Here is an 18,041-nt window from a genome sequence, read left to right on the forward strand (position 1 = left end):
GCGATGGCCGCGGTCGCCGCGGCCGAACTCGGCGACGATGCCGTGGACCCGGCGCTGGGCCACGCCGTCCTGCCAGACGGTGAGGCTCGCCGGGCGGTCGAGCAGCGCCGCCGGCGCGAGGTCACCGGCGCGGCTGGCGAAGCGCACCCGCAGGTGGAAGGGCGCCGACAGCGCCTCTTCATGGGTGAAGTCGATCACCGCCAGGTCGGCGTCCTCGGCCCCCGTCAGGCTCAGGGTGAACTGCAGTCCGGTCTGGTCGGCCATGTCAGCTGCCCTCCCCGCTAGCGGTGCCGATCACCACGCCGCCGCAGTCCACGGCATGCCCGGTGAGCGCCACCGGCTTGCCGTCGACCAGGATGCTGCCCGAGCCGCCGGCGATGGCCCGCGGGTGGGGGCCGTGATCCGGCTTGGCGTGGGGCGCCAGGGGGTCGCCCTGGCGGGCCACCGGCTTGCCGTCGATCATCGTCGTCGGGCTGCCGGCGGTCACCGGCGTGGGGGGAAAGCCCTCGTGGTCGGTGCCGAGATCCCCCAGCAATACGAACTTGCGTCCCATGCGTCGTCCTCCTGCCGATGCGCGCCGCCGCTCAGGCGCCGCTCGTGCGTTCGCGTTGATCGTTCCACTGCGCCGGGGCCTCGAAGCTGGCCACGCCGCCGGCGTCCACGTGCATGCGCTTGAAGCCCGCCGCCTCCAGGCTGGCCGGGGCGGCGCCGGCCAGCGGCAGCCGCGCCTGCAGCGGCGTGCCACGCAGCTCGCGGCGGGCGGCCCGCAGCAGGCGGGCCCCGTGGCCGCGGCCCTGCCACTCCGGGGCGATGAAGAAGAAGCGCAGCTGCCAGGCGGCCTCGGCGTCGCGCCGACACACCAGCAGCATGCCGAGCACCGGCCCGTCGCCGTGGCGCAGGGCCAGCAGGCGGCCCTGCCAGTGGGCCACCCCGCCGGCCTCGCGCTGCAGCCAGAGTCCGCGATGGACCACGAACTCCAGCGAGCGGCGCAGGGTCTCGAGGCGGCGCTCGTCGCGCAGCACCCAGGGGGAGAGCCCCTCCCCCTCGGCGCGCCGGGCGGCCTCGAGCAGCAGCGGGATATCCTCCGCCCCGGCCTCGACCAGCCCCGGCGGCGCCTCCTGCGTGGCGGGCTCGCCGGCGGCGGCCCCGTCGGGCTCGGCCGGCGCCGCCCCCAGCCAGCGTTTAAGCGTCGTCAGCATCGTCACGCTCTCCTTCGGCATAGAGGGCCGTGGGCAGGCGGAAGCCCGCCACCAGCGGCCGGGTGAAGGGGTTGCGGGGCCCGTCGGCGATCAGGCGGTAGCGCATGCTGCCGCCGTCGACCTGGAAGCTGAGCTCCAGCTCGCGCTCGCCGGCCCCGGTCAGCTGGGCCTCGTCGAGCAGGCGGAACCAGGCCCAGGGGCCGTCGCGGCGCAGGGTGCGCGGCGAGCGGTTGACCTCGCTGGGCACCAGAGTGACCCGGCTCTGGTTGCTGTCGCGCAGGCCGTTGGGCCAGATCATCGGCACCCGGCGGCTGGCGCCGTGGGCATAGTCGATCAGCTGGCCGTCGACGCTGATCACCCCGCGGCGCTTGTCGGCGCTGAGGCTCAGCGGCTCCAGGCTGAAGGCCACGTCGAGCACGCCGTCGCGGTTGAGGTAGGCCTCGCGGATGCGCTCGGCGCGCCGCACGGCCTCGAGCACGCCCTGGCGCAGCAGCGAGTCGCCCTCGGCGGTGCGCAGGGCCTCCGGCGCGCCCTCGATGAAGGGCTTGAGGTTGCGCTGGTAGAAGGCGTCGAGGATGCCGTCCGGGGCGAAGAAGGCCTCGAAGTCGGCCAGCGCCACCTCCCGGGAGGCCTGGGGCGCCAGCGGGTAGCGGCCGGCCAGGCGCTGCTGGAAGGGCACCACGACCTCGTCCAGCCACTGGCGCTCCAGGTGGCGCACCGCGCTGGCCATCAGCAGCTGCCAGCTCTGGTCGGCCAGGCTCTCGAGCATGCCGCCCACCGGCGCCGGGGTGTCCTCGGCGATGCGCTGCAGGCGGGCGATGGGATCCTCGCCCTGCAGGGAGAGGCGGTCGCGGGCCAGCAGGAAGGCGCGCCGGCCGCGGTCGCCGGCCTCGTCCACCTGGCGCAGGTAGTCGCGCAGCTCGGCGATGGCGCCCTTGATCTCGTCGAGGTTGGAGGGATTGTCGCCGCGGGCCTCGGTGAGCTCGTTGAGCGGGGCGAAGTGGCGCGCGATCTCGCTGGCCAGCCGGTAGCGGGGCGACTGCTGCAGGGCCTGGCGGGCGGCCTCGTCGTCCGCCGGCAGCTCCGGGTAGAGCCTTGTCTGCTCGCTGACCTCGCCGAGCAGCCGGTCCAGCGGACGGCTGGCGCCGAGCAGGCCGTCGGCGACCACCACCGCCTGGTGGAGATCGGGCAGCGGCACCAGGCGAATGTCGGCCAGCGCCTCGCGCCAGGTGACGTGGTAGTCGCTGATGTAGCGCTCGCGCAGGGCGTCCTGCAGGCGGCGGCGGTCGGCCTCGCTGAAGTCGATGTCGTCGCGCTGGCCGAGCACCCAGGTGTCGATCAGCGCCAGCTCGGTGGCCTGATCCAGCTTGTCGAGGAAGTAGCCCTCGAAGCCGTCGCGGGTCAGCAGGGCGGGAATGCGCACCCGCTGGGGATCGTCGTGGCGGGCCATGAACACCAGGCTGAAGGCCGGGCCGACGCTCGAGCGCAGGTCCAGCGACGCGGCGCTGCGCCGGGCCAGGCCGGCCTTGAGCGAGGCATAGACCCGCTCGTGCATGGGCTGGCGGGCGAGCTCGCGCTGGGCGGTTTCGATGCTGCCGGCGAGCGGTGCCATGGCCTGGCGGGCGCCCGGCTCGCCGGCCTCGGCGTGGCCGGCCAGGTCGGTGTAGGCCAGGGCATAGTCGAGGTGGCCGAGCAGGCGCCGCTGGACGTCGCCGCGGCCGGGGAAGGCCTCCTGCCAGCGATCTTCCATGAAGTCGTGGACGCGCTCGGGCTGGCGGCCGCTGGCGTCGGCCATCATGCGCAGGATGCGCAGCAGCGCCAGCTTGCGGTTGCTGCCCGGCTCGGCCCGGTTCATGTCGTCCATGATGCCGACCATCAGCGCCGGCAGGAACTGCTCCTCGAGCAGCCGCAGGTAGGCATGGTCGACCTCGACGCCCAGGGCATGCCCCTGGTAGAGCCCCATGTCGGCCAGCAGCCAGGGCCGCGAGCGATAGTCGCCGAACTCCTGAGTGGCGCCGAGCAGGCGGTCCAGGGGCTCGAGCAGCGAGTAGCCGGTGGGATCGTCACGCTCCCAGTCCCCGGGCCGGACGGCGAGGAAGGCCTCGGCCTTGTCCTCCACCGCGGCCAGGGCCCGGGCGTTCTTCTCGTAGAAGTGGTACCAGCCGCCGACCAGCGCCGCGCCGACGAACAGGCAGGCCAGGGCGCTGCCCCGGCGCAGCCGGCGCCGGCGGCGGGCGGCCCGGGCGTTGTCGCCGGCCAATCCGGACTCGGGGTAGATGATCCGCTCGAACAGCTCCTCGGTGAAGTAGAGCGCCGAGCGGGCCGCCCGGTGGGCCGGCTGGACGCCGTCGGTCATGCCGTAGCGCCGCGCCGCGGCATCGACGAAGGGATCCTCGGGCACGCCCTGCTGGTAGACCGAGGTGAAGTAGGTGCCGCGCACCAGGGCCGCGGTGGAGAAGCGGTCGCTGGAGAGCGCCTCGCCGAGAAAGCCCAGCAGCACGTCGCGCAGCCCGGCCAGCTGGCGCACGAAGCGGAACACCGCCTCGCGCTCCTCGCGGTCGCGGCACTCGGCCAGCAGGGTCGGCAGGGTCTGGTTGAGTCGCTCGAGCATCGCGTCGTAGCCCTCGGCGAACTCCTCCTCCCAGCGCCCGGGCTTGTCGAGGGAGGCCGCCGAGAAGGTGAAGCCCAGCGGCGCCCGCCGGGCGGCGCGGGAATAGTGGCGGAAGAAGTCGTCGAAGCCGTGCAGCAGGTCCATCTTGCTGAAGGTGACGTAGACCGGCAGCCGGCTGCCGTGGCGCTCCATCAGCTCGCGCAGCCGGGCGCGCAGCAGCGAGGCGTAGGCCTTGCGCACCGCCACCTGGGCGTCGCTGAGCCGCGCCAGGTCGAGCACCAGCACCACGCCGTCCAGGGGCCGGCGCGACCGATGGCGTTCCAGCCAGTCGACGAAGTGGTCCCACAGGCGGCTCTCGAGCTCGGCCGGCTCGCCGCCCTGCAGCGCGCCCTGGGTCAGCAGCTCGCCGTCGGGATCGATCAGCACCGCCTTGTCGCCGATCCACCAGTCGAATCCCAGCCGGCCGCCCTTGCCCTGGCCGGAGGCCTTCATCACATGGGTCAGGGCGAAGTCCTGGCCCGAACGATTGATCAGGCTGGTCTTGCCGGCGTTCTCGACGCCCATCACCAGGTACCAGGGCAGCCTGTAGCGGGCGCTGGCGCCGCCGCCCAGGCTGTCGGTGAGCTCGCGCAGGGTGGCGTCCAGGCGCTCCTCCTGGCGCTCGACCTGGCCGAGCACCGGGTCGAGTTGGCGCTGCTCCTCGTGGCGGCGCTCCTCGTTCAGCGCGCGCAGGCGCCGCGCCAGGCGCACGCCCCAGACCACCGCCACCACCCCGGCCAGCGCCAGGCTGGCCAGCAGGCGGTTGACCCAGGGCCCCAGCGGCCGGCCGCCGAAGGCCTGCCACTGCGGGCCCAGCCACCAGATCGCCACCAGCAGGGCGACCACCAGCAACCACCACAGCCAGGCGCCCAGGCGCTTCAGCCCCTTGGCCTTGTTGGCGTGCCCGCGGGCCTGGTTGGCCTGGCTCTGCGCCTGGGACATCCCCGGCATCCAGCGCTCCAGGCCGGCCTTCACTGCTCTCCACATGAGCCTTGCTCCCTCGTCCCTGTCGATTCCGTCATCGCGCCGCGTCGCTCGCCTCGAGCGCCGCCGTCAGCCGGGCCGGCAGGGCCGGCTCCCAGCGTTCCAGCTCGAGCTCCGCCACGGCGTCGTGCAATGCCTGATAGTGCTGCCGGGCCAGGGCGGCGAGCCCGGCCTCGCGCAGCAGGTCGGCGCTGGCCAGGCGCCAGTAGACCGCCTCGCGGGGCGAGGCCGCCGCCGCCAGCCCTTCGTCGAGCACCGCCAGCGCCGGCGCCAGCCCCTCCTCGGCCAGGCGCTCCCGGGCGGTCTCCAGGCCGGCCTGCCAGGGGTCGCCGCCGCCCATGGCCGCCGCCGGCGCGCCGAGGCCCGGCGAGTCCTCCAGCCAGGCCCGGGTCTCGGCATCGAGGAAGGGGGTGCCGTCGCTGAAGGTCAGCGTCTCGAGCCCCGGCAGGCGCGCCACGAAGCGGGCGGCCTCGTCGCGGATCGCCTCGGCGCAGCGCGGCTGCTCGAGCCGCCGGGCGATCTCGGCGCTCAGCCGGTGCCCCTCCAGCCAATAGGGGGCGAGCGCCAGGCTGTTCTCGATGCGCCGCCAGTCCTCGGCGTCCGGCCGACCCGCCGCGGCCTCGCGATACTCCGCGGCCCGGTCGGCGGAGACCGGCGCCAGCTCGGTGCGCTGGCCGTCGCGGGTCATCGGCAGGCCCTGGATGGCATGCCAGACCGCATGGCGCCGCAGCCGGTAGCCCAGCGCCTCCCCCGGCGACTGCTCGTTGAGGAAGTCGGCCATCTTGAGCAATGCCTGGCGGTTGCCGCGCTCGTTGCCGGCCTCGAGTCGCGCCTCCGGCGCCCGGGGCGCGGCCGCCTCGGCCTCGCCGGCGGGCGCGTCCTGGCCGGGCGTGCCGCCGGCGTTGGCCGAGGCGGTCGCCTCGGCGCGGGCCGGCGTCGCCGGGGCCGACGGCGTGGCCTGCTCGAGCAGGCGGGCCAGCTCCGCCAGGGCGTCGTCGGCCAGCTCGCGCTCGGCGGCCCGGTCGCGCAGGGTCGCCAGTTCCCGGCGGCAGGCGGCGTGCGCCTCGGCGGCGCCCTGGAAGTCCAGGGCGCCGGCCAGCGTCAGCGCCCGCTGGCCGAACTGCTGGAACAGCTTCGGCCGGGCCCGCCGGCCGCGCGGCCCGGCGAAGGGGTGGGCGGTCTCCCACCAGCGCTCCAGGGCGCCGGCCAGCAGCGTCAGCGACAGCGCGAACCGCGCCGGGTCGCCGCCCTGCTGCAGGCAGTGCAGCAGGTGGCCGAGCACCTTGAGGTCCTTGCCGGTCTCGGCGAGCAGCCGCGCGGCGCGGGCCTCGGCGCCGGCCCAGTCGACCGCGCCGTGCTGCAGCGAGCCGACCTTCATCATCTCCTCGTCGAGCCAGGCGTAGTCCTCGGTCTCCGCCACCGGCTGGCCGACGCCCTCCGCCAGGGGGGCGAGCAACGGCTCGAGCTGGGTATCCCGGGTGATTCGCATCTCGCTCCTCGCTACCAGCGGCACATGCGGCGCAGGGGGCGGATCGCCTCGCGCAGCCCGTGCAGGTCGAAACGCAGCCCGTCCAGGGCCGGCCGCTCGCTGGACAGGCGCAGCCGCTCGCTGCCCAGCAACCGTTTCAGGGTGCCGATGGCCGGCAGACCCCGGCCGCCGCTGACCACGTGGCCGTCGTCCAGCACCCGCCAGGTCTGGTCCAGGGCGACGCCGTCGCCGTGCAGCCGCAGCGGCGCCCGCGGCGCCGCCAGGGGCTCGCTGAGGTGGAGCTGGAAGCGGGTGATGGCGGCGTCGCAGCTGATCACCAGCAGCGGGCGCGGCGGCACCGTGCCCAGCGCCGGCACGCTCATCAGCACGGTGTCCGCCGTCTCGCGCACCCGCAGGCCGAAGGCCGCCTCGGGGCGCCCGGCCTCCTGGGCGGCCACGGCCTGCCACAGCGGCGAGCGCGCGCCCTCGCCGCCGGCCGCCGCGTCCCGGTCACGGAACAGGCCGTCGTAACATTCCAGGCGCCCCAGCCGGGACGGCTTGTCGGCACAGGCCTCGGCCGCCTGCAGGCGCGTGTCCTGGGCCTGGGCGGTGGGCAGGCCGGCCGCCAGGCCCAGGGCCACCAGCAGGGCCCCCGGCCAGCGGCGGGCGGGCCGCCCGGCCTCGCGCCCGGGGGCGCGGTGAGCATCGATCGCGTTCATGGGCTATCCAGTTGCAGCTGTCGGCACTTGTGGGCCAGGGTCCGCTTGGGCAGGCCCAGGCTCTCGGCCGCCAGGGTGCGATTTCCGTCGTAGCGGGCCAGGCGCTGTTGGATCAGCGTGGCCTCGTAGTCGCGCAGCGCGCGGCGCAGGTCGACGACCTCCTCGGGGCCCGGCCGGCGCGGCGCCTGCTCTTCCCCGGCCGGCAGGTCCTCTGCCCCGCCGCCGGCGGCCTCGGGCGGCAGCGCCTCGGGCTGGATGTCCTCGCCCTCGGGGGTCATGGCGCAGGCGTAGTCGATGAGGTTGCGCAGCTCGCGCACGTTGCCGGGAAAGTCCCGCGCGGCCAGCACCCGCAGGGCCGCCCGGCCGAGGCCGATGTCCCCGCGCCCCTCGCGGCGGCAGAAGTCGGCGATGAAGGCCTCGGCCAGGGCGGGGATGTCCTCGCGGCGCTCGCGCAGGGCGGGCAGCGTCAGCGGGAACTGGCCGAGCCGGTAGTAGAGGTCGGCCCGGAAGGCGCCCTCACGGATGCGCCGATGCAGCGGCTGGTGGGTGGCCGCCACCAGGCGCAGGTCGACCCGGCGCTCCTCGTTGCCGCCCAGCGGCCGGTAGCGGCCGGACTCCAGCACCCGCAGCAGCTTGGCCTGCAGCGCCAGGGGCATGTCGCCGATCTCGTCGAGGAAGAGGGTGCCGCCGTCGGCCTGGCCGAGCAGCCCCTCGCGGCTGCGCTCGGCCCCGGAGAAGGCGCCGCGCACGTGGCCGAACAGCTCGGCCTCGAGCAGGCTCTCGGGGATCGCCGCGCAGTTGATCGCCATGAAGGGGCCCTCGGCCCGGGGCGAGACGCCGTGGATGCCGCGGGCCACCAGCTCCTTGCCGGTGCCGGTCTCGCCCTGCAGCAGCACGGCGAGGTGGGTCTCGGCGACCCGCGCCAGCTGGTCGCGCAGGGCGCGGATGGCCGGCGAGGCGCCGAGGATCTCGCGGCCCAGGCGCTCGCTGAGGGTCCGCCGCCGCGCGCCGTCGTTGAGCTCGGCCAGGGAATCGCGCAGTCGCGCCTGGTCGCGGCGCTCGTCGTGCTGGCGGGCCAGCCAGGCCCAGAGATGGCAGAGCAGCGCCTCGAAGGCGCGGTAGTCGTCGCGCTCGGCCAGCGCCTCGAGGCGCTCGGCGGGGCCGGCCAGGGCCAGCACGCCCAGCCACTCGCGGCGGCCGTCCCGGGCGCGCAGCGGGCGGACCACCAGCCGCCAGTCGTGCGCCAGGCCGGCGATCGAGGCCTGGAAGGCCTCGTGGTCCAGGCGCGAGCGGGCCTCGCCGAGGGCGAGGCTCAGCGGCTCGCCGCGGCGGATGGCATGGGCATAGGGGTGGCGGAAGTCGTCGCAGGCCAGCCGCGCCTGGTCGGCGTCCTCGGCCAGCCAGCGCCCGCTGGCGTCCAGCGCCAGGCAGCGCCCCCATGGCAGGGCCAGGCCCTCGCGCAGCAGCGCGAGGGCGCGCCGACGCAGCTCGGCGGGCGAGCGGCCCTCGACCAGCCGCAGCGCCTCGGCCATGCCGGCCAGCGCCCTCGCCGCTTCGCCCCTGTCGTGCACGCCCGGGTCCCTCACGTCATGCCACCTCCGCGGTGAAGCCCTGGGCGTCAACCCCCAAGGCGACCCGGGTGACCGGCTCGCGGCGCGCCAGGCGCTCGAGCAGGGCTCGGGACACCGGCGGCAGCAGCTCGCCGTCGATCACCGACTCGAGCATGCGCGCCCCGTTCTCGCTGCGGGTGGCGCGATCGCAGATGGCCGTCGCCAGCGCCGGGTCCAGCACCACCTCGGCCTGGCGATGGCGCGCGCGGATGCGCTCGGCCAGCGTCTCCAGCTTGGCGGCGACGATCTCCTCGAGGATCTCCCGGGACAGCGGGAAGTAGGGCACCACCTCCATGCGCGCCAGCAGCGCCGGCTTGAAGAAGTCGGCCAGCACCGGGTAGAGCGCCGCGTCCAGCGCCTCGCGATCGTCGGCGTGGCGCACGATGGCTTCGAAGCCGAGGTTGGAGGTCATGAAGAACAGCACGTTGCGACAATCGATGCTGCGCCCCTCGCCGTCCGCCAGCTCGCCCTTGTCGAAGGCCTGGTAGAAGAGGTTGAGCACGTCCGGGTGCGCCTTCTCCACCTCGTCGAGCAGCACCACCGAGTAGGGCCGCTGGCGGATGGCCTCGGTGAGCAGGCCGCCCTCGCCGAAGCCCACGTAGCCGGGGGGCGAGCCGATCAGCCGCGAGACGGTGTGCTTCTCCTGATACTCGGACATGTTGATGGTGGTCAGGAACTGGCGGCCGCCGTAGAGGCTCTCGGCGATCTGCACCACGGTCTCGGTCTTGCCGACCCCGCTGGGACCGGCCAGCAGGAAGGCGCCCAGGGGGCGGCCGGGGCGACGCAGGTCGGCCCGGGCGGTGAGCAGGTGGCGGTGCAGGCGCTCGATGGCCGGGGCCTGGCCCTTGATCAGCCGCCCCAGCGCCTCCGGCAGCTCGGTGAGCCGGGTCAGCTCGTCGCGGGTCATGCGCTCCACGGGGATGCCGGTCCAGTCGCCGATGACCTCGGCGACCTGGGCCTCCTCGACGCTGGCGTTGACCAGGGCGAACTCGCGCTGGAGCTCGGCGAGGCGCGCCTCGTGCTCGGCCAGCGCCTCGCCCTGCCGGGCACGGGCGGCCGCGTCGCCGTCCTCGCCGTCGAGCAGCTCGCGGTGCAGGGCCAGGATGGCGTCGACCACCTCGCGCTGCTCCCGCCAGGCGGCCTCCAGGGTCTCGCCCTCCTCGTCCAGCCGGGCCAGGCGCTCGGCCAGGGCGTCGCGATGGGCGGCGTCGGGGGTCCGTCCCAGCAGCGCCTCGCGCTCGAGCTGGTCGTGCTCGCGCCGGGCGGCCAGCCGCTCGCTCCTCAGGTGGCTGAGCCGCCGCGGCGGCGTGTCCAGCGCCTGGGCCAGGCGGGTGCCGGCGGTGTCGAGCACGTCGATGGCCTTGTCCGGCAGCTGGCGACCGGCCAGGTAGCGGGCCGAGAGCTCGGCGGCAGCGCGCAGGCCGCTGTCGCCGATCAGCACCCCGTGGGTCGATTCATAGACGTCGCGCAGGCCGCGCAGGATGACCAGCGCCTGCTCGACGTCCGGCTCGCCCAGGGCCACCGGCTGGAAGCGCCGCGACAGCGCCGGGTCCTTCTCGATGTGCTTCTTGTACTCGCGCCAGGTGGTGGCGGCGATGGTGCGCAGCTCGCCCCGGGCCAGGGCCGGCTTGAGCAGGTTGGCGGCGTCGGCGCCGCCTTCCGGGTTGCCGGCGCCGATCAGGGTGTGGGCCTCGTCGATGAACAGCAGCGTCGGGACGGCGGCCTCCTTGACCTCCTCGATCACCGCCTTGAGGCGCTTCTCGAACTCGCCCTTCACCGAGGCCCCGGCCTGCAGGGCGCCGAGATCCAGCGCCACCAGCTCCACCCCGGCCAGCGCCGCGGGCACCCGGCCCTCGACGATGCGCGCGGCGAGGCCCTCGACCACGGCGCTCTTGCCGACCCCGGCGTCGCCCACCACGATGGGGTTGTTCTTGCGGCGGCGGCCGAGGATGTCGAGCATCTGGTCGATCTCGGGGTCGCGGCACAGCACCGGGTCGAGCTCGCCACGGCGGGCCTGCTCGGTCAGCGAGGTGGCGAAGCGCGAAAGCGCGCTGTCCTCGCCGCCCGCGCCCCGGGCGGGGCTCGGCCGGGCGTCCTCGGGCGAAGCGGCCTCGGCGGAGTCGCGGGTCAAGCGGGGGAAGTCGCGGCGCAGCCGCTCGCGGTTGATCCCGGCCAGCAGCCGCTCGCCGCGCGGCCCCAGGTAGCGGCCTGCATGGTGCAGCAGGGCGGCGAAGATCACCCCGCTGCGCAGCTCGCGATGCTCGAGCTCGGTGCTGGCCAGCAGCCAGGCGTCCTGCAGCAGCTCGACCAGCAACGGCGAGAAGCTCGGCGTGGCCACCTCCAGGTCGCGGGGCGGCCGGGCGTCCTCGGTGAGCGCGCGGCGCAGCGCCTCCGGCTCGATGTCCTCGGCGTCGAGCAGCACCCGAAGGTCGCACAGCGGCTGGTCGAGGAAGGCCAGCAGCAGGTGGGACACCCCCACCTCCGGGGCCTGCTGCTCGGCGCACAGCGTCGCGGCCCCCTCCAGCCCCTGACGGGCGATGGCGTTGAGTCGGCCGATCAGTGCCGGTAGCTCTACCCTGAGCATGGTCTCTCCCTAAATGTCTTCAACAAGCGGTTGTCCGAGCCGCCCGGCGGCTAGTCGATGATGCGTTCCAGCAGCAGGCCGACCTGGTCGGCCTGCTCGCCCAGCGACCACGAGAAGCCGGCATAGACCCCGGCCATGGCCAGGGCGAAGAGCGCGAAGATGCCCCACAGCGGCAGGCCGTCGCCCTGGCGGCGCGCGGCGGTGAGCACGTTGTCCAGGGGCCGGGTCAGGCCGTCCTCGCCGGGCTCGTCGAGGGCCGCCAGCTGGTCGCCCAGCTCGCGCAGCACCTGCTCGTACTCCTCCCGGCCCTGGGGCATGACCTTGTAGCGCCCCTCGAAGCCCAGGCACAGGCAGAGGTAGATGAAGCCCAGCAGGTCGCGGTAGCGGCGCGGCTCCTGGCGCAGCCGGGCGAGGATCGAGAAGACCTTCTCGCCGCCCCAGGTCTCGTTGTGGAAGCGCGTCAGCAGCGAGTGCCCGGCCCACTGGCTCTGCTGGCCCCAGTCGGTGCCCATCACCGCCTCGTCGATGAACGAGCACAGCACGTAGCGGTAGGCCAGCAGGGTCGGCCGGTCGTAGCCCTGTTCGGTGAGCTCGACCTCGATGGCGGCGATCTCGTCGACCACCTGGCGATAGAGGCGGTCGATGTCGTCCAGGCCGTCGAGCTGGCGGACCCGCACCACCATGCCCAGCAGCGAGCCGGCGGCGTCGACCAGCGGATTGAGGCTGTGGCCGCGCAGGCGGAACCAGTAGTCCTGGTCGGCGTCCAGGTGGTCGGCGTGGCTGTGGATCAGCCGCTCCAGGCCCTGGACATCGATGCTGTCCTCGTGGCGACGGGCCTCGTCGCGCGTGGCGAGTTGGTTCATGGCTTAGCTCCTGATCGCCCAGAACTGCATTTCCAGCCCCGGGAAGTCGCCGGCGACGTGGAAGGCGAAGCCGCTGGCCCCCTGCAGCATGCTCCAGGCCTCGCTGTGGCGATCGAGGCGGAAGTAGCTGTAGCCGGCGTGGAAGGGCAGCTGGCGCGGCACCACCGGCAGGGGCTCGAGCGGGATCCCCGGCAGCTGGAGGCTGATGAGATCGCGGATGCGCTCGACGCTGGCCACCTTGGTCTGCTGCACGAACAGCTTGCGCAGGCGCTCCGGCGGCAGGTCGGCGCGCACCGCCAGGATGAAGTCGGCGTCGTCGAGCAGGCTGCGGTCGGCCAGGGTGGCCACCTTGAGCCCGTAGCGCCGCGACTGCAGCTGGATGGCCATCGCCCGGGGCTCGAGCACCGTGGACAGCGACTGGCGCAGGCTCTGCATCAGCGGCCGGAAGGCGGCCTCGGGGTGGTCGTGGTCATAGGCCGGGAATTCCGGCGGCAGCCGCGACTCGGCGGTGAAGGTGGTCAGCTCGCAGCAGGTCTCGAGCATGCTGGCGTAGAGCCGCTCGGGATGCAGGTGGCCGAGCCGCGCCAGGTGCTGGAAGCGCGGCTGGGCCCGGTTGAGCGCCTGCAGCAGCATGAAGTCGGCGACATCGGCGACGCCCGACTGGTCGGGGGTGGCCAGACGCTGGGCGAGGTTGCGGGCCCGCTCGCGCATCAGGCCGGCCATCTCGCCGACGAAGCGCTGCAGCACCGGCGCCGCCTGGACGTTGAGCAGGGTCGGCAGGAAGCCCTCGTCCAGCACCAGGCTGCCGTCGGGACGGCGCTCGAGGATGCGTGCCACCGCCAGGCAGGCGTAGGCGCTGCGGTCCTCGTTCTCCAGCAGCAGCCGCGGCGCCACCCGGGCCAGGTCGAGGTCCGCCAGGTCGCCGACCCGCGAGTGCAGGTCGCGCACCCCGCGCTGGGTGGCGCGGTAGCGCGAGGCCAGCGACGAGGCCTCCCAGCTCACCTCGGCCACGCCGTCGGTGGCCAGGGGCACGCCCAGGTAGACCACCTGGTTGGCCACCGAGGCGTCGTCGATCTCCAACGCCGGGGGCTCCAGGTCGTCGTCGGGCAGGCGGAAGGGGGTGCCGTCGGGCAGCACGCCGCTGGCCTCGCTCAGGGCGATGCGCCCGAAGCTCAGGTACTCGGTATTGAGCGCCAGCGTCAGGAAGCCATGCAGGTGGCCGCCCACGCCGCGCAGGCGGGTGTCGACCAGGCCCTCCAGGCTGCGTTGCTGCTGCTGGAAATGCTGGGGCTTGATGAACAGCCCCTCGCTCCAGACCACGGGGTTGCGACTGGCCATCAGGTCTCCTTCCTCAGCGCGGCCTCGCGCGTCAGCAAATGCACCAGCAGGTGGTAGTCGCGCCCGCGGGCGTCGACCTCCACGACCTTCTTCCACTGCGCCCGGTTGGGCTCGGCGTAGAAGGCGATGATGCCGATGTAGCGGGTGTCCTCCTCGACCTCGAAGGGCTCGTAGAACTTGAACTGCCCCGGCAGCAGGGTGAAGTCGTCATGCGCCAGGTAGTTGGTGCCCAGCGCCTCCTCGAGGTCCTCCTGCAGCTGGCGGTGGTCGGCCGCCATCAGCATGGAGTCGTCCTTGAGCTGCAGGATCTGGAAGCGCACGGGCGTGCCCTCCCCCTCGGCGTTGGGATTGATGCCCGCGGCGGCCAGCATGCTCAGGTCGACCCGCGACGGGCGATCCTCGGGGTAGCCCACCGGGATCGAGGGATCCTTGAGCACCTCGTAGGTCTTGCCGGCGGCCTCGAAGGTCGAGGCGCAGCCGGCCAGCGCCAGCACCAGGGCGCCGCCGAGCGCCAGGCGCCACATCGCCGTGGCGAGCCCGGCCCGTCGGGGGCTCATGCGCCCTCCCGCTGCTGGCGGCGCACCGACTGATCGTAGGCCTGCTCGAAGACCTCCCAGAACAGCTTCTCGAAGCCCTGCTGGCGGCCGGAGTTGAGCTCCTGGTAGTAGTGGCGATACATCTCCCAGGCCCAGCCGCCCTCGTCCTCGCCCGGGCGGCCGGCGCCCCGGTAGGCGTGGAAGCGCTTGAGCAGCGCATCCGGCGAGAAGGCGTCGAGGATCGACTTGAGGGCCGTGCCGATGGCCTCCTCCACCGCCGCCTGGTGCTGCCGCTGGTGCTCGAGGCATTCCGCCACCGCCGCCGGCGCGGACAGGTGCACCGGGCTGCGCTGGGCGGCGAACAGGGTGGTCAGGGTCTGCTCATAGGACTGGCCGAGGCGCAGCGGGTTGTCCTCGATGGGCTGCAGGCGGCGGTCGCGCAGCGGATAGCGGCTGCCGTCATGGGCCTGATGGAGCATCAGCAGGCCCTCGACGGCGGCCTTGAGGGTGCGGCCCGCCTCCTCGAGGAAGGCATGCTGCTCGGCGCTGTCGCGGAAGCGCAGCTCGCCGCCGAGGGTCTGCAGCAGCGGCGAGGCGCCGATGTGGCCGCCCTCCCCCGGCGCCGGCTCCTGCCAGCGCTCCTCGAGCTGCTCGCCGACCGAGCGTTCCAGATCGTTCAACAAGCGTTCATCCATGTCGGGTTCCTCGTAGCGTCGGTTCCTCGGCGCCGCCGGCGCGCCGGCCGTCGCGGCCTGCCCGTCCAGGGCTTCGAGCAGTTCGTGGTCATCGTCCGGGCCGGCGCCGGGCTCGTCGGCGAGCGCGGCCATGGGATCCTGGTGGCGCCGGGCCGGCGACGCCTCGCCCAGGGCCTCCAGAGGGTCGTGCCGCGGCGGCGGGGCCGCCGCGCTGGTCAACGGCGCCTCGGCGTCTTCCAGGGCGTCGTGCTCCTCGTCGACCAGGGTCGCCAGCGGCTGCACGCCGGCCGCATCGGCCTGGCGATCGCCCAGGTGCACCCGCAGGTGATAGTCGCCCACCCGCAGCTCGTCGCCGTCGCGCAGCGCGACCCGCCGCTCGCGGCCGATGGGCAGGGTCGCGTGGTTGACGAAGGTCTGGCCGCTGCGATCGACCAGGCAGAAGCGCCCGTCGAGGCGCCGGATCTCGGCATGGCCGGGGCGTATCCGGCCGGCGTGATCCTGCAGCAGCCAGTCGTCGGCCGCCGCGCTGCCCAGGGTGCCGCCCTCCGCCGGGAAGACGTGGCTGCTGGTGGAGCGGCCCTCGAGCCGTTCGCTGTTGGTGACCACCAGGGTGATGGCCTGCTGGGGTAGCGTCGCGTTCATGGGATTCACCGTGTCATCTGAATGCGGACCCGGCGCCGCCGGGGGACCGCCTCGGCCTCGGGCTGGACGAAGGTGGTCCAGCCCAGCTGGCAGCTGCCTCCCTCGCCCAGGCACATGGGGCGCACCTCGCGCTCCAGCAGCTCGAGCTCCAGGTCGTAGGCCAGGGGCTCGCGCAGCACGAACTCCATCAGGGTGCGCAGCGCCTGGTGGTCGCGCCCGTCGGGCAGGAAGTCCCGGAAGCGGGCCAGCGTCAGGCCGCGCAGGCAGAGCGCGAACTTGCCGCGGATGTCGTCGACCCGACTGCCGGCGATCATGTCCTGGCCCAGGGTGGAGGCGCCCAGGCCGGTGCGGCTGCGCTGATCGGCCGGGATCTCGACCCGCCGATGCACCCAGGACTCGACCTCCACCCCGTCCAGGTCGAAGCAATGGCCGACGATGCCCGCCACCACGTCCGGCGAGCGCGAGCGACCGGCCAGCAGGCCGGCGTAGGCCAGCATCTTGCTCCAGTTGATCGGCGTCTCGCCGCGCAGTCGCTCGTCGGCCAGTCCCACCAGGGCGAAGATCGCCGACGAGAAGCCGTCGGCGGCGCCGTCCTGGTAGCGCACGTGGTGGCGATACTTGCGCCAGCCGCGGTGCAGCAGCGACAGCACCCGGTGGTTGAAGAGGTCCAGGAAGTCGCCGGCCGCGCCCTCGCCATGGGCCTCGGCGTGCGCCATGGCCTCCAGGTAGTAGCCCGGCAGCGGCGACTGGGCGCCCTGCAGGCCCAGGAAGCTGACCCGCAGGTCGTAGCGCGCCGCCTCGCGGGGCTCCAGGGCGACGATGTCGCTGCCCGGGAAGCCCAGCGACGCCGAGGCCTGGAAGCGCACGCGCTCGGCGGCCGGGTCGGCCTCGCGGTCGCCCTCCAGGTCGTCGCCGTGGTGCCGGTGGAGCAGCTCCACCAGCTGGTAGAAGTCGTAGCGCCGGGCCCCGTCGACCAGGGGCGCGAGCGCTACATCAGGGGCTGCTGGCCCGACTGCAAGGTCCATGCGTAGCGCTCGCGGTTGTGGAGGTTGGTGACGTGCAGCTCGTGAAAGGAGTTGATGCTGGCGTACAGCGAGAAGAACCGGGCCAGCACGCTGGCGAACAGGAACAGGCTGCCCTCGTCGTCGAAGGCCTCCTGATCCAGGGTCATCTCGGAGCGCAGGCCGCGCACCGGCAGGCCGCGATACAGCCGATCCACCGGCTGGGTCTGGATGTCGACGATCCCGGCCAGGCGCTTGCGGGCGATGCGCTCGGCCTGGCGGTCGACCAGGGCGCGGAAGTCGTAGACCCGCAGCACCGAGCACAGGGCGTCGCGATCGAGCAGCGACAGGTAGTTCAGCGACAGGTTGGAGATCAGCGTCCACAACAGGCTGCCGTCCAGGGTCGGCCGCATGGCCGGGGTCGGCCGGGTGATGTTGCGAAACTCGGCGAAGGCCGGGCTGTCCTCGGTGGGCACGCAGATGTCGCCCACCGTGAGCCGCTCGGGCAGCTCGCGGTTGGAGCAGGTCAGGCGCAGAGAGATGGTCTCGCGCAGCCCCAGGCAGGCCTGCTCGTCGCCGCGCACGAAGGCGATGTCGTGATCGAAGCCGTCGCCGCGCAGGCTGTCGCGGACCCGCACCCGGTAGTAGCGGGCCTGGCGGCCGCGGTCGCGCTCGATCTGGTGCTCGAAGCTCTCGAAGGGCACATAGCGGCGCGGCTCGCCGCGGATGCGGCCGGTCTCGCTCTCCAGCCAGCCCTCCACGTCATCGACGCTGAACACCTCGTAATGGGCCGGATGGCGGCTGCTCGGCCGGATGCGGTACTCGCTGCGCTCGCCGCTGAGGTCCACCGGATCGGCGTCATGGGCGAAGAGGTTGATCGCCGGGGTGCAGTACAGCGCCAGGCTCTCGTCGCCCACCCGGGCGTCCGCCGGCAGGGTCCGCGAGAAGGTGAAGCGCAGCGTGATCCGCTCGGCCGGGCGCGCCGGCAGGTAACCGCCCAGGCGCTGCAGGTCGACGAACTGGAAGGCCTCGGGGAAGCACAGGTATTCCTGCAGGATGCGATAGCCCTGATAGACGTTGCGCGGGTACGGCAGCAGCGCGTCCTCGGCGGCGAAGCCCACCGGCGCCAGCAGCCCCGTGGGCAGCGCCTGCCGCTGGCCGTCGACCTCCAGCTCGAGGCCGGCCAGGTAGTGGCTCAGCCACAGGTAGAGGGTGCGGGCCGTGTAGCCGCTGCCGCCCAGGTGCAGGCGCAGGTCGCCCACGCCCAGGGCGTCCAGGGGCTGGTCGCTGTGCACCGCCAGGTCCAGCTCGACCACCGAGGCCTCCCGGGAGTGGCGCGCGGCGACCCCGTCGTGGGCCAGCGGGTAGACCGTCAGCGCATGGCAGGTGCGGAAGCCGCAGGCGGTGCCCTCCACCTCGCGGCTGGCCAGGGTGGTGCCGCGGGGCACCGTCTGGGCCCCGCTCAGCCCGTGCCAGTGCGGGGTGAACTGCACCACCGTCATGCTCGGCACCGGGCGCAGGTAGTTGGGCCACAGCATGCCGATCAGCGAATGGGTCAGCTCGGGGAACTCGTCGTCGACCTTCTCGCGCAACCGCCCGGACAGGAAGGCGAACCCCTCGAGCAGGCGCTCGACGTCGGGGTCGGTGCTCTGCTCGGACAAGAAGCGGCTCAGGCCGGGATTGCCCTCGGCGAATTCCCGGCCCTGACGCTTCAGGAAGTCCAGTTCGTCCCGGTAGTAGCGGTTCAGCATG

Annotated in this window: 14 protein-coding genes; all 14 read right to left on the reverse strand. The window is 73.7% G+C overall.

Annotation, left to right across the window (positions count from 1 at the left end; genetic code table 11):
• Positions 1 to 264, reverse strand: a 264-nt coding sequence (locus QC818_RS17875) for a contractile injection system protein, VgrG/Pvc8 family (RefSeq protein WP_309654227.1), incomplete at its 3' end; no start/stop codon positions are given.
• A 1-nt stretch (position 265) separates the two neighbouring features.
• Positions 266 to 553 carry a type VI secretion system PAAR protein gene (locus QC818_RS17880; protein ID WP_309654228.1) on the reverse strand — a complete coding sequence of 96 codons (288 nt, stop codon included), beginning with the start codon at positions 551 to 553 and terminating at the stop codon, positions 266 to 268.
• A gap of 31 nt (positions 554 to 584) precedes the next feature.
• A complete protein-coding gene (locus QC818_RS17885; protein ID WP_309654229.1) occupies positions 585 to 1,199 on the reverse strand; it encodes a GNAT family N-acetyltransferase in 615 nt (204 codons plus the stop codon).
• Complete coding sequence (gene tssM, locus QC818_RS17890) at positions 1,183 to 4,836, reverse strand: type VI secretion system membrane subunit TssM (protein WP_309654230.1); 3,654 nt, start codon at positions 4,834 to 4,836, stop codon at positions 1,183 to 1,185. The genes QC818_RS17885 and tssM overlap by 17 nt, the downstream gene beginning before the upstream one ends.
• A gap of 31 nt (positions 4,837 to 4,867) precedes the next feature.
• Entirely contained in the window at positions 4,868 to 6,322 is a 1,455-nt protein-coding gene (gene tssA, locus QC818_RS17895; protein ID WP_309654231.1) for a type VI secretion system protein TssA, read from the reverse strand.
• 11 nt (positions 6,323 to 6,333) lie between these two features.
• A complete protein-coding gene (vasI, locus tag QC818_RS17900; protein WP_309654232.1) occupies positions 6,334 to 7,020 on the reverse strand; it encodes a type VI secretion system-associated protein VasI in 687 nt (228 codons plus the stop codon).
• Complete coding sequence (locus QC818_RS17905; RefSeq protein WP_309654233.1) at positions 7,017 to 8,591, reverse strand: sigma-54 interaction domain-containing protein; 1,575 nt, start codon at positions 8,589 to 8,591, stop codon at positions 7,017 to 7,019. The genes vasI and QC818_RS17905 overlap by 4 nt, the downstream gene beginning before the upstream one ends.
• Positions 8,592 to 8,607: 16 nt before the next feature.
• On the reverse strand, positions 8,608 to 11,214 hold the full coding sequence (gene tssH, locus QC818_RS17910; protein ID WP_309654234.1) for a type VI secretion system ATPase TssH: 2,607 nt from the start codon (positions 11,212 to 11,214) through the stop codon (positions 8,608 to 8,610).
• 50 nt (positions 11,215 to 11,264) lie between these two features.
• On the reverse strand, positions 11,265 to 12,077 hold the full coding sequence (icmH, locus tag QC818_RS17915) for a type IVB secretion system protein IcmH/DotU (protein ID WP_309654235.1): 813 nt from the start codon (positions 12,075 to 12,077) through the stop codon (positions 11,265 to 11,267).
• Positions 12,078 to 12,080: 3 nt separating this feature from the next.
• A complete protein-coding gene (gene tssK, locus QC818_RS17920; RefSeq protein WP_309654236.1) occupies positions 12,081 to 13,415 on the reverse strand; it encodes a type VI secretion system baseplate subunit TssK in 1,335 nt (444 codons plus the stop codon).
• Complete coding sequence (tssJ, locus tag QC818_RS17925; protein WP_309654237.1) at positions 13,415 to 13,972, reverse strand: type VI secretion system lipoprotein TssJ; 558 nt, start codon at positions 13,970 to 13,972, stop codon at positions 13,415 to 13,417. Before tssJ ends, tssK begins: the two co-directional genes overlap by 1 nt.
• Positions 13,969 to 15,288 carry a type VI secretion system-associated FHA domain protein TagH gene (tagH, locus tag QC818_RS17930; protein ID WP_309654238.1) on the reverse strand — a complete coding sequence of 440 codons (1,320 nt, stop codon included), beginning with the start codon at positions 15,286 to 15,288 and terminating at the stop codon, positions 13,969 to 13,971. The genes tssJ and tagH overlap by 4 nt, the downstream gene beginning before the upstream one ends.
• A gap of 5 nt (positions 15,289 to 15,293) precedes the next feature.
• Entirely contained in the window at positions 15,294 to 16,313 is a 1,020-nt protein-coding gene (tssG, locus tag QC818_RS17935) for a type VI secretion system baseplate subunit TssG (protein ID WP_309654239.1), read from the reverse strand.
• Positions 16,277 to 18,040: a type VI secretion system baseplate subunit TssF gene (tssF, locus tag QC818_RS17940; protein WP_309654240.1), complete on the reverse strand. Its 1,764-nt coding sequence runs from the start codon at positions 18,038 to 18,040 to the stop codon at positions 16,277 to 16,279. The genes tssG and tssF overlap by 37 nt, the downstream gene beginning before the upstream one ends.
• Between the last annotated feature and the right edge of the window lies 1 nt (position 18,041).

The sequence above is a fragment of the Halomonas koreensis genome (genome assembly GCF_031451675.1).
Lineage (GTDB): Bacteria > Pseudomonadota > Gammaproteobacteria > Pseudomonadales > Halomonadaceae > Halomonas > Halomonas koreensis.

Bases quoted from the DNA above. Each gene is read 5' to 3' on its own strand.
- QC818_RS17880 (WP_309654228.1), bottom strand. From the start codon at position 553: ATGGGACGCAAGTTCGTATTGCTGGGGGATCTCGGCACCGACCACGAG.
- QC818_RS17885 (WP_309654229.1), bottom strand. From the start codon at position 1,199: ATGCTGACGACGCTTAAACGCTGGCTGGGGGCGGCGCCGGCCGAGCCC.
- tssM (WP_309654230.1), bottom strand. From the start codon at position 4,836: ATGTGGAGAGCAGTGAAGGCCGGCCTGGAGCGCTGGATGCCGGGGATG.
- tssA (WP_309654231.1), bottom strand. From the start codon at position 6,322: ATGCGAATCACCCGGGATACCCAGCTCGAGCCGTTGCTCGCCCCCCTG.
- vasI (WP_309654232.1), bottom strand. From the start codon at position 7,020: ATGAACGCGATCGATGCTCACCGCGCCCCCGGGCGCGAGGCCGGGCGG.
- tssH (WP_309654234.1), bottom strand. From the start codon at position 11,214: ATGCTCAGGGTAGAGCTACCGGCACTGATCGGCCGACTCAACGCCATC.
- icmH (WP_309654235.1), bottom strand. From the start codon at position 12,077: ATGAACCAACTCGCCACGCGCGACGAGGCCCGTCGCCACGAGGACAGC.
- tssK (WP_309654236.1), bottom strand. From the start codon at position 13,415: ATGGCCAGTCGCAACCCCGTGGTCTGGAGCGAGGGGCTGTTCATCAAG.
- tssJ (WP_309654237.1), bottom strand. From the start codon at position 13,972: ATGAGCCCCCGACGGGCCGGGCTCGCCACGGCGATGTGGCGCCTGGCG.
- tagH (WP_309654238.1), bottom strand. From the start codon at position 15,288: ATGAACGCGACGCTACCCCAGCAGGCCATCACCCTGGTGGTCACCAAC.
- tssG (WP_309654239.1), bottom strand. From the start codon at position 16,313: ATGGACCTTGCAGTCGGGCCAGCAGCCCCTGATGTAGCGCTCGCGCCC.
- tssF (WP_309654240.1), bottom strand. From the start codon at position 18,040: ATGCTGAACCGCTACTACCGGGACGAACTGGACTTCCTGAAGCGTCAG.